The organism is Micromonospora sp. DT68, from assembly GCF_049847245.1.
Lineage (GTDB): Bacteria > Actinomycetota > Actinomycetes > Mycobacteriales > Micromonosporaceae > Micromonospora > Micromonospora profundi.
This window is the reverse complement of record NZ_JBNCNZ010000005.1, coordinates 391,071-401,799: the sequence shown is the minus strand read 5'-3', so window position 1 is coordinate 401,799 and position 10,729 is coordinate 391,071. Positions and strand designations below refer to the sequence as shown.

Annotated in this window: 10 protein-coding genes; 2 read left to right on the top strand and 8 right to left on the bottom strand. The window is 71.0% G+C overall.

The window, feature by feature from the left end:
• The first annotated feature begins 3 nt into the window (after positions 1-3).
• Both ACPXB1_RS12520 and nrfD read left to right on the top strand, forming a co-directional pair.
• Positions 4-1,047: a 4Fe-4S dicluster domain-containing protein gene (locus ACPXB1_RS12520; RefSeq protein WP_355588788.1), complete on the top strand. Its 1,044-nt coding sequence runs from the start codon at positions 4-6 to the stop codon at positions 1,045-1,047.
• On the top strand, positions 1,044-2,102 hold the full coding sequence (nrfD, locus tag ACPXB1_RS12515) for an NrfD/PsrC family molybdoenzyme membrane anchor subunit (RefSeq protein ID WP_425735267.1): 1,059 nt from the start codon (positions 1,044-1,046) through the stop codon (positions 2,100-2,102). The genes ACPXB1_RS12520 and nrfD overlap by 4 nt, the downstream gene beginning before the upstream one ends.
• A gap of 55 nt (positions 2,103-2,157) precedes the next feature.
• Here nrfD and ACPXB1_RS12510 read toward each other — a convergent pair whose 3' ends face one another.
• From ACPXB1_RS12510 to ACPXB1_RS12475, 8 genes are all read right to left on the bottom strand, one after another.
• The gene (locus tag ACPXB1_RS12510) at positions 2,158-3,714 is read right to left on the bottom strand and encodes an OFA family MFS transporter (protein ID WP_355633234.1); all 1,557 of its coding nucleotides are present in this window, start codon (positions 3,712-3,714) and stop codon (positions 2,158-2,160) included.
• A gap of 430 nt (positions 3,715-4,144) precedes the next feature.
• The gene (locus ACPXB1_RS12505; protein ID WP_355588792.1) at positions 4,145-5,722 is read right to left on the bottom strand and encodes an MDR family MFS transporter; all 1,578 of its coding nucleotides are present in this window, start codon (positions 5,720-5,722) and stop codon (positions 4,145-4,147) included.
• Positions 5,723-5,809: 87 nt separating this feature from the next.
• Positions 5,810-6,430, bottom strand: a complete 621-nt coding sequence (locus ACPXB1_RS12500; protein ID WP_355588794.1) for a TetR family transcriptional regulator — start codon at positions 6,428-6,430, stop codon at positions 5,810-5,812.
• Positions 6,431-6,470: 40 nt separating this feature from the next.
• A complete protein-coding gene (locus ACPXB1_RS12495) occupies positions 6,471-7,325 on the bottom strand; it encodes an alpha/beta fold hydrolase (RefSeq protein WP_355588796.1) in 855 nt (284 codons plus the stop codon).
• A complete protein-coding gene (locus ACPXB1_RS12490; RefSeq protein ID WP_425735266.1) occupies positions 7,322-8,194 on the bottom strand; it encodes an SDR family oxidoreductase in 873 nt (290 codons plus the stop codon). The genes ACPXB1_RS12495 and ACPXB1_RS12490 overlap by 4 nt, the downstream gene beginning before the upstream one ends.
• Positions 8,184-9,677, bottom strand: a complete 1,494-nt coding sequence (locus ACPXB1_RS12485; protein WP_387158381.1) for a flavin-containing monooxygenase — start codon at positions 9,675-9,677, stop codon at positions 8,184-8,186. The genes ACPXB1_RS12490 and ACPXB1_RS12485 overlap by 11 nt, the downstream gene beginning before the upstream one ends.
• Positions 9,677-9,976, bottom strand: a complete 300-nt coding sequence (locus ACPXB1_RS12480) for a DUF4873 domain-containing protein (protein WP_167944069.1) — start codon at positions 9,974-9,976, stop codon at positions 9,677-9,679. Before ACPXB1_RS12480 ends, ACPXB1_RS12485 begins: the two co-directional genes overlap by 1 nt.
• Positions 9,973-10,701: a TetR family transcriptional regulator gene (locus tag ACPXB1_RS12475; RefSeq protein ID WP_053653713.1), complete on the bottom strand. Its 729-nt coding sequence runs from the start codon at positions 10,699-10,701 to the stop codon at positions 9,973-9,975. Before ACPXB1_RS12475 ends, ACPXB1_RS12480 begins: the two co-directional genes overlap by 4 nt.
• Positions 10,702-10,729 lie beyond the last annotated feature (28 nt).

Sequence of the window (10,729 nt, the reverse complement as noted above, 5' to 3'; positions counted from 1 at the left end):
TCGATGCCCCACGCCAACGCCCTGTACGGGCCGCTCGACCCGGCGGCCGACGCTGGCTACGAGGACGCGCCGCCGCGGATGGGGTTCTTCACCGACACGAGCGTGTGTATCGGGTGCAAGGCGTGCGAGGTGGCCTGCAAGGAGTGGAACCTCGTCCCGGAGAGCGGCCTGGACCTGCTGGGCATGTCGTACGACAACACCGGGGCGCTGACCGCGAACTCGTGGCGACACGTCGCGTTCATCGAGCAGCCCCGCTCGGCAGGCTGGGCGACCCCGGCGTTCGAGGGCGACCCGGACGGGCCGACGGTCAGCCCGGTCACGGCGGCGGTCGGCGCGCAGACCACTGTCGACACCGGCACGAACCCGGGCCTGCCGTCCGGATCGCCCGGCGCGGCGGCGCGGATGGCGGGCGGTCCGGAGTTTCTGGGGATGCCGGGTGCGCAGCCGCCGGGTCGGGGCACGGGCGCGGAGGGGCGGACGGATTTTCGGTGGTTGATGATGTCGGACGTCTGTAAGCACTGCACGCATGCGGCTTGCCTCGACGTCTGCCCCACAGGTTCGTTGTTCCGGACGGAGTTCGGGACGGTGGTGGTGCAGGAGGACATCTGCAACGGGTGTGGGTACTGCATTTCCGCGTGTCCGTACGGGGTGATCGATCAGCGTAAGGGTGATGGTCGGGCGTGGAAGTGCACGCTCTGCTACGACCGACTCGGCGCGGGTATGACACCGGCGTGTGCGCAGGCGTGCCCGACGGAGTCGATCCAGTACGGGCCGTTGGACGAGTTGCGGGAGCGCGCTGCCGAACGGGTGGCGACGTTGCACGGTCGGGGTGTGTCCGAGGCGCGGTTGTACGGGCATGACCCGAACGACGGTGTCGGTGGGGATGGTGCGTTCTTTCTGTTGTTGGATGAGCCGGAGGTGTATGGGTTGCCGCCCGATCCGGTGGTGACCACGCGGGATCTGCCGGCGATGTGGAAACGCGCTGGTCTTGCCGCACTGACGATGGCCGCCGTCACGGCCGTCGCGTTCCTCGGCAGGCGACAATGACCGGCACGACGCCACCGAACGAGCCCGTCGGCTCCCGGTTCCGCGAGTTCCAGACCCGACTCGACGGACGCGGGGGCGGGCGCGGACGGGGGCGCGGCGACGGCGGCGAGCAGCTCACTGTGCCGCCGGCCGACTTCAGCTCCTACTACGGCCGACCGGTGCTCAAACCGCCGGTGTGGAAGTACGACATCGCCGGCTACCTCTTCACCGGCGGCCTCGCCGCCGGAGGCGCACTGATCGGAGCGGGCGCCCAACTGACAGGGCGTCCCGAGCTGCGCACTGTCGGCCGGTGGACGGCCCTCGGAGGCGTCGCCGCCAGCACGTACCTGCTGGTTCACGACCTTGGCCGGCCGGATCGGTTCCACCACATGCTCCGGGTCGCCAAGCTGACCTCGCCGATGTCTGTCGGCACCTGGATCCTCGCCGCGTTCGGGCCACTGGCTGGCGTGGCGGCGGTCGCCGAACTCGCTCCTCGGCTCCCGCAGCACGGCGTGCTCGGGCTCGCCCGCCGGGTGGCGCCTCCCGTCGGCAACGCCGCCGGCTTGGCCGCCGCCGTCACCGCGCCGGCACTGGCCACGTACACCGGGGTGCTGCTCGCCGACACCGCGGTGCCGTCCTGGCACGAGGCGTACCCGTCGTTGCCGTTCGTCTTCGCCGGCAGCGCGCTCGCTGCCGCCTCCGGGGTCGGCCTGATCGCGGCGCCGGCCACGCAGACCGCCCCGCTGCGGCGACTCGCACTCGCCGCCGCAGCCGTCGAGTTCGCCGGCGGCCACCAGATGGAGCGGATGGGGCTGACCGGCGAGCCCTACACGCGCGGGCGCAGCGGCCGCCTGGTCAATGCCGGTCGGGTACTGCTCGCGGTCGGTACCGCAGCGGCACTGGTCAGCCGCCGCAGCCGATTCCTGGCGGCGGTCTCCGGTGCGGCCCTGGTGGCCTCGTCGGTCGCCACCCGGTTCGGTGTCTTCGAGGCAGGCAAGGTGTCGGCGCGCGATCCGAAGTACACGGTCGTGCCTCAGCGGGAACGCCTCGCCGAGAAGTCGACGACCCGGCTCTGAACAGTGCGAAGGCACCCCCTCGGGGTGCCTTCGCTGTTGTCCGCGTATGACCGCGTCAGCCGGTGAACAGCTTCGCGGCGGTGATTGCGGTCTGGACGACGCCGTACCCGAGGAGCACCGCCACGAGCAGCCACGACAACCAGAGCCGTCCGGTCTGCGCGCCCACGTGGTCGGGCACCGGCGGGTTGCTCTGCGGGCCGAGGGCGACCGGCTCGGTGATGCTTGCCTTCGCCACAGGTGACGTCGACCCCCGGTCCGGCTCGTGGAACCGCTCGGGCACCGGACGGACCAGCAGGTTGGCGATGAATCCGATCGCGAGGATGCCGACCATTGTGAACAGCGCCGGACGGTACGCCGACGCCGTGAGGGTGCCGGGTTTGCCCTGCGTGTCGAGGATGCCGTTGACGATCAGCGGGCCGGCGACGCCCGCGGCCGACCAGGCGGTCAGCAGCCGGCCGTGGATGGCGCCGACCTGGAAGGTGCCGAAGAGGTCGCGCAGGTACGCGGGCATCGTGGCGAACCCGCCGCCGTAGAAGGAGATGATCGCGGCGGCGATCAGCACGAAGACGGCGGTTGCGGAGTGCCCGGCCACGGCGAGCAGCGCGTACAGCACCATGCCGACGCCGAGGTAGACCATGTAGATGGGCTTGCGGCCGATGAGGTCGGACGTCGTCGACCAGACGAAACGCCCGGCCATGTTGAACAGCGACAGCACACCCACGAAGCCGGCCGCCGCCGACACCGAGACGGCGGTGGCCCCGTTGTCCCGGAAGAAGTCCTGGATCATCGGGCTGGCCTGTTCCAGGATGCCGATGCCCGCCGTGACATTGCAGAACAGCACGATCCACAGCAGCCAGAACGCCCGCGTACGCACGGCGCTCGTCGCGGACACGCTCGCCCTCGTCACCAGCGGCCGGCTGGCGACGCTCGCGGGGTCGAACCCGGCGGGCCGCCAGTCCGGCGCGGGAACCCGGACGTTGAACGGGCCGAACATCATGATCACGAAGTAGCCGATGCCGAACGTGACGAAGAGCGCCACGAGGGCGCTTCCCGACGCCACGGCACCTGGGTTGTTCGGGTTGTAGCCGGAGTCGTAGAGGGAGAGCAGTTGCCGCGCGAGCGGACCGGCGACAAGGGCGCCACCGCCGAACCCCATGATGGCCAGCCCGGTGGCGAGGCCCGGCCGGTCCGGAAACCACTTGATCAGGGTCGAGACGGGCGAGATGTAGCCGATGCCGAGTCCGATACCGCCGATGACGCCGTACCCGAGGTAGAGGAGCCAGAGTTGCTGGGTCGCGATGCCGAGCGCGCCCACCAGGAACCCGGTGGCCCAGAAGCAGGCCGAGGCGAACATGGCCCGGCGCGGTCCGTTGCGCTCCACCCAGCGGCCACCCACCGCGGCGGACGACCCCAACATGACGATGGCGATGCTGAAGATCGCCCCGATCGCTGTCTGACTGGTGTCGAAGTGCGCGATGAGGGAGTTCTTGTAGACGCTCGTCGCGTAGACCTGCCCGATGCAGACGTGCACGGCCAGCGCCGCCGTCGGGATGAGCCAGCGGCTGTATCCCGGGGGAGCGACGGTGTGCCGTGGGTTGAAGACCGACAGCATGGACATCGTCCGCGCCTCCTGCGGGTGCGTAGGCCGGCGGTGCAGGGCTGTCGTCTCGGCAGTGTGGCCGAGCGCCGCCCCGGTGGCGGCCCGTGCACGCCTGCGTCAGCCGTTGGCCGGCTGCATTCTCACGTTACGTGGCGGTCGGTTCGCGCCCTGTCGTAACGGCAAAACGCGAGCCGTGGAGACGCCGCGTCGGCCCGCCAGCGGTCGAGGGTCGGCCGGGGGTCAGCTCGTTCCCTTTGCTCTGCTTCAACCGACGCAACACTCACGGCCCGAAACCGTTGCGTGGGTTGAAGCAGAGCAAAGGCGGCAAACGATACCCCGCCGACCCCGCACGGGGACGGCGGCCCGCACGGCGGCGCTGGCCCCGTGCGGGCGCAGAGCGGGGGCGGGCCGTCCGGCCCGCCCCCGACTGTTGTCGTACGGCTCAGTGAACCGCGGCCTTCGCGGCCGCCTCCTCCTGGGCGCGTCGTTCGTCACCGCTGAGGGTGTGCAGCGGCTTCTCCTTGATGAACAGCACGACGATCAGCGCAACCAGCGCGATCGGCGCGCCGACCAGGAAGAGGTCGGCGGTCGCGATGCCGTACACGTCCTGGATGATGAGCCGTACCGGCTCGGGCAGGGTGGACAGGTCGGGCACCTCGGCGGTGCCGCCTCCGGTCGCCGCCGGGCCGAGCCGCTCGGTCGTCAGCGTGGTCACCCGGCTGGCCAGGACCGCGCCGAGCGCGCTGACGCCGATGGCGCCGCCCATGCTGCGGAAGAACGTCAGCACGGAGGTCGCGGCGCCGAGTTCGTGGGCCGGGACGTCATTCTGTGCGGCGAGCACGAGGTTCTGCATCAGCATGCCGACGCCGACGCCCAGCACGGCCATGTAGATCGACAGGACGGCGACGCTGGTCTGGGCGTCGATGGTGCCCAGAAGCGCCATCCCGGCGGTCATCACCGCGGCGCCGGCCACCAGGAAGGCCTTCCACCGGCCGTACTTCGTGATGAGCTGGCCGGCCACCGTCGACGAGACGAGCAGACCGAAGATCATCGGGAGGCTCATCAGGCCCGCGATGGTGGGCGACTTGCCCAGCGAGATCTGGAAGTACTGGGACAGGAAGACAGTGCCGCCGAACATCGCGACACCGACAAGCACGCTGGCGATGGTGGTCAGCGAGACCGTGCGGCTGCGGAAGATCGTCAGCGGGACGATCGGCTCCGCCGCCCGCGACTCGACGAACACCGCCAATCCCAGCAGGACCAGGCCGCCGATGACCATCAGCGCCGTCCAGCCGGAGGCCCAGTCGAACTTGTTGCCGGCGAGCGACGACCAGATCAGCAGCGTGGAGACGCCCGAGGTGATGAGCAGAGCGCCCAGCCAGTCGATCTTCGCCTTGCGGCGGACGACCGGAAGGTGCAGGGTCCGCTGGAGCAGGGCGATGGAGATGATGCTGAACGGCACGCCGATGAGGAAGCACCAGCGCCAGCCCAGCCATGACGTGTCGACGAGAACCCCACCGATCAGCGGACCGGCGATGGTGCCGACGCCGAAGACCGCGCCGAAGATACCGGCGTAGCGGCCCAGCTCACGCGGCGGGATCATGGCTGCCATGACGATCATGGCCAGCGCCGTCATGCCGCCGGCGCCGATGCCCTGGACGACGCGGCTGACAAGCAGCACCTCGACGTTCGGCGTGAAGCCCGCGATGAGTGAGCCCACCACGAACAATCCGAGCGAGAGCTGGATCAGCAGCTTCTTGCTGTAGAGATCGGCCATCTTGCCCCAGAGCGGCACCGTCGCCGTCATGGCGAGCAGTTCGCTCGTGACGATCCAGGTGTAGACGGTCTGGCTGCCCTCCAGGTCGGCGATGATCCGCGGCAGCGCGTTTGCCACCACCGTCGAGGCGAGGATGGACACGAACATGCCGACCATCAGCCCGGAAAGGGCCTGGAGAACCTCCCGACGCGACATGCGCGTGCCGACGGCGGCGGTGTCGGCGGGCGGGATGGTGCTGGTCATTGACGCTCCCTTGTCGGGTGTGCACAGAGTGGTGTGGGCCTCGGGCGGGACGCGGCGAGGCTGAACGGCGGTCAGGAGAGGGCTGGGTCAGCTTCCAGCTGGGGGATCGGGCAGGCCTGCGGCGATACCGCCGAACGCCTCGTCCACCAGCTCGGCGAGCGGCGGTGTCCCGTCGTCGGCGGCCCAGCGCATCGTCGCGCAACGGAAGGCGGCACCGGCCACGGCGGTGAGCAGCGGCGGGTAAGGGTGCTCGGGACCGACACCGAGGCGGGCGGCGATGACCGAGACCATGGCCCGCTCGGTGGCGACGTTGCCGGCGATCAGCCGGGGCAGCAGCGTGGGGTTCTCGGTGATGACAGTCAGCCGCAGCCGCCACAGCTCCCGGTCGGCCTGTATGGGGTCGATCGCCTCGTCCAGGGCGAGGCGGACGGCCCGTAGCGCCGGCACCTGCGCGGGAACGGTGGCCAGCCGCGCCACGACCCGGCTGCCGTCGAGCGCCGGATCGTCGGTGATCGCCTCGTCCTTGCAGGCGAAGTAGTTGAAGAACGTACGCGAGGAGACATCGGCGGCCTCGCTGATCTCCTCCACCGTCACGTGCTCCAGGCCGCGTTCGGCGGCAAGCCGTAGCGCCGCGGCGGTCAGCGCGGCCCGCGTCTGCGCCTTCTTGCGGTCCCGTCGGCCGGTAGCCACGTGGTCGGTGTCGGTCACCCGGCGAGGCTAGGAGCAAACTTGCAGAGCCTGCAAGTTTTTAGTTTGTGAAGTGATTTTCCTGACCCGCCCCGCCGGCCGGCGACCCGCGTCGCCCGCTGCCTGGCACTGCGCCGGTGGTCTCCAGGACCAGCGCGGCCACCAGGTCCGGGTCGTCGCTCATCGGCACGTGCCCGCAGCCGGGCAGCGTCACCACCCGGGCCGCCGGCAGCCCGGCACGGGCTCGTTCGGCCTGGTGGACGCCGAAGATGCGGTCGCACTCGCCCCAGCCGATGGTCACCGGCACCGCCGCCTCGGCGAGCCGTACACCGTCGAACCGGTAGTCGCGGGCGGCCCGGGCCACGGCGGTGAAGCCGAGGCCGCGCCGCAGGGCGAGCGCGTCGCCCAACGCGCGGTCGGCGTCCAGCAGCGTCGGACGGGCCACCAGCGACCCGAAGCACATCGCCCGCAGGTACGCCGAGCGCAGCGCGACCCGCATGAGCGGAGTGGGCAGGTACGAGTTGGCCCGCAGGAGCCGGAGGATGGCCAGTGCCCGGCGGCACTCGGCAGGCGTGAAGAAACCGGCGGGGGAGAAGGCAGTGGCGGAGGCGACCACCCCGCTGGCGGCAAGTTCCAGGCTGATCGCCCCACCGAGGCTGTAACCGGCCACGTGCGGACGATCGAGCCCCCACTCGGTCAGCACGGGCAGCATCGCGGCGACGGTGGCGGCCATGTCGGCGGGCATCCCGGTGCCGGGCATCGGGGAGTTACCGAAGCCGGGCAGGTCCAGCGCGATCACCTCGTGGTGGGCGGCGAGCCTGTCGAACACCGGCTCCCACGCCTGGTGGCGGTGGCCGATGCCGTGGATGAGCACGAGCGGCTCACCGCTGCCCCCACGACGGACGTGAACGCTCACGATCGGCCCCCCACCGACGTCCTGCCGAAGGAGCGTCCGAGCTGGCGAACCTCGTCCTCCATCTCGCCGACCATGCGCGGGCCGCCGACACGGGAGATCAGGGCGTCCGAGAAGCTGCTCAGTACCACCGGTCGCAGCGCCTGCACCAGGGCGAGCGACCGTGGGACGTACACCTTGCGCTTTCGGCGCTCGATGCCGCGCAGCAGGGCGTCGGCGCACTGCTCGACCGGGACGACGGTGGACAGCGGCCACGGCAGCCGGCTCAGCGTGGCGCGGAACGACGCCAGGTCGTCGCGGATGTCGCGGACCAGATCGGTGTCGATCCAGATCGGATGTGCCGTGCCGACGGTGACGCCGCGTGCCCGGGTCTCCAGGCGCAGCACGTTTGCGAACTGCTCCACGCCCGCCTTCGACGCGCAGTAGGCGGCCATGCCGGGCATGGCCGCGAAGGCGGCGGCCGACGAGATGATCAGGACGTGACCACGGGCGGCGGTGACGTGTGGCAGGGCCGCGCTTACAGTGCGGATCGCGCCGCAGAGGTTCACCTCGACGGTACGCACCAGCGCGTCGACAGGCCCGACCGCCACGGTGCCCAGGTTCGCGATGCCCGCGTTGGCGACGACCACGTCGATGCCGCCGAAACGGTCCACGGTGGAGGATACCGCCTCGTCGAGCGCCGCCTGGTCGGTGACGTCGCACTCGTACCAGTGGGCGTCGAGGTCGGCGCTGAGCTGCCGGAGCCGCTCGCCTTCCAAGCCCACGAGGGCGACCTGCGCGCCCCGGGCGACGGCGTCGCGGGCCAGTTGCGCCCCGATGCCGCGTGCCGCGCCGGTGATGAGCAGAGTCCTGCCCGCCAGGTCATACCGCATCGGCGTGCTCCCGTTCCGGTTCGTTGGGTGTGGTGTCGGCCGGAATGATCCGGTGGTCGGCGGGGCGGAACCGGCGCAGCCGCAGCCGGAAGCCTGTGGCGAAGCCCGGCCAGATGGTGGTGTTGCGGCCGGTGGCGTCGAGATACCAGCTCGAACAGCCGGTCTGCCAGACGGTTCCGGTCATCTTCCGGTCGACCCGCTGCGTCCAGCGTTGTTGCGCCTGCGGGGTGGGCTCGGTTGCCTGGACGCCTCTGGCCCGCATGTGCCGCAGTGCCGCGAGCATCAGGCGCAGCTGCGCTTCGATCATCAGCACCACCGAGGTGTGCCCGAGCCCGGTGTTGGGGCCGAGCAGGAAGAACAGGTTGGGGAAGCCGGCGACTGTGGTGCCCCGGTACGCGTGCATGCTGGGGGTCCAGGCATCGCCAAGGTTGCGCCCGTCCCGCCCGTGGATGAGCCGTACGACGGGGGAGTCGGTGACGTGGAAGCCGGTGCCGAGGATGATCGTGTCCGCCCTGTGGTGCACACCGTCGGCGGTGACCAGGCCGTCGGGCACGATCCGGGTGATGCCTGAGGTGACCACGTCGACGTTCGGGCGGGTGAGCGACGGCCAGTAGTCGTTGGAGATCAGCACCCGTTTGCAGCCCATCGCGTACCGGGGGGTGAGCTTGTCCCGCAGGGTCGGGTCGCTGACCTGACGTCGCAGCGTCCGCAGGGACAGCCGCGAGGCGAGGCGGTTGACCGTCGGGTGCAGGAAACCAAGGCCCATGACCTCGCGTACCAGATAGAGCCAGGCTCGCGCGGCCCGCTGCGCGCCGGGCACGGTGCGGAACGCGGCCTGCTCGACCCGGCTGATGCGGCGCGAGCGCCTGGGCATGATCCAGGCGGGGGACCGCTGGAACAGCGTCAGCCTCTCGACGGCCGGCTGGATCTGCGGCACGAACTGGACCGCCGACGCGCCGGTGCCGATGACCGCGACGCGGCGACCGCTCAGGTCGTGGTCGTGCCGCCAGCGCGCGGAGTGGAAGACCGTGCCCGCGAAGTCGTCAATGCCCGGCAGGTCGGGGACGGCGGGTTCGCTGAGCGGGCCGGCCGCGCAGATGAGGACGCGGGCGCTGTGGTCGCCCCCGGAGGTCCGCAGCAGCCAGCGCTGGCGCTGCTCGTCCCAGCGCGCGTCGAGGACCTCGTGACGCAGACGTACCTTCGGGCGTATCCCGAAGCGGTCGACGCAGTCGCGCAGGTAGTCCCGGATCTCCGGCTGGCTGGAGAACGTGTTCGACCAGCGTGGGTTGGGGGCGAAGGAGAAGGAGTAGAGGTGCGACGGCACGTCGCAGGCGCAGCCGGGGTAGGTGTTGTCCCGCCAGGTGCCGCCGACGTCGTCACCGCGGTCGAAGACGAGATAGTCGGTGAAGCCGGCCCGTTGCAGGGCGATGGCAGCCCCCAGGCCGCCGAAGCCGGCGCCGACGATCGCGATGTCTGTCTCCATCACTCCTCCGCGGTCTCGCACTCGGTGCCCGGCTCGCCCGGAGGCGGCCAGGGCGGCTCGCCCACGCCGGTGACCCGTACGCCGCCCCAGGGGTCGATCTCGGCCAGTCGGGCGGGTCGTGCCCGGTCGGCGATGCGCAGCGCGACGTCGCGCCGGCCGGAGCGCAGGAGCCTCGCCACCGTCGGGTCGGGCTCGATCCGTCCACCCCAGTGGTAGCGGCCGTCGACCGGCTCCCACCGTCCACTGAGGTGCGCCCGGACCGGAGTGCCCGCGACGGTCGCCGGCCCGTGGTAGCTCACTGCTCGATCCGTTCGTGGGCGCGGGTCAGCTCGTGTGGCAGGTCGGCGCTGGCCCGGACTCCCTCGATCCCGCTCCACAGCAGGGTGGTCAGGTAGTCGGTGAGCGCTGCCCGCCTGATCGGCTGGCCGTGCGTGGTCCACCAGTCGCCGACCGCCTGCACGAACCCCACCAGGCCGTACGCCCAGGGTTCGGCCGGGCCGGCGTCGAGGCCCAGCGCGCGCAGGCGGTCGCCGATCACCCGGGCCAGGCCGGCCGCGACCTGCCGGCTGGTGCCGGCGACGACCTGGTGGATGCCGGGCTGGCCGGACTGGCGCATCAGGAACCGGTAGAGGGTGGGCTGTGACTCGATCACCCCGAGGTACGCGTCGATCGTCGCCCGGACGAGGTCGCGTTCCTCTCGGACCTCGTCGATCGCGGGCGCGATGGCGTCGACGACCCGGCCCGCCACCACCTCGCTCACCGCGACCCAGAGCTGCGACTTGTCGGCGAAGTAGCGGTAGAGGACCGGCTTGCTGACGCCGGCCATGGCGGCCACCTGGTCCATGTCGACGTCCGGCCCGTGTCGCAACAGGGCCTGCACGGCCGCGCCGATCAGTGCCTGCCGGCGCTGCTCACGGTGGTCGGCCCAGCGGTCCCGACGGCCGTTGGTCTTCGCCTTCGGGACACCCTCGGAGGCCACCGTCGGCGGGTCGGATCCATTGACATCCTTGCGCGGCGCTTGCATGCTACCACTCGTAACAGTTACCGGTCGT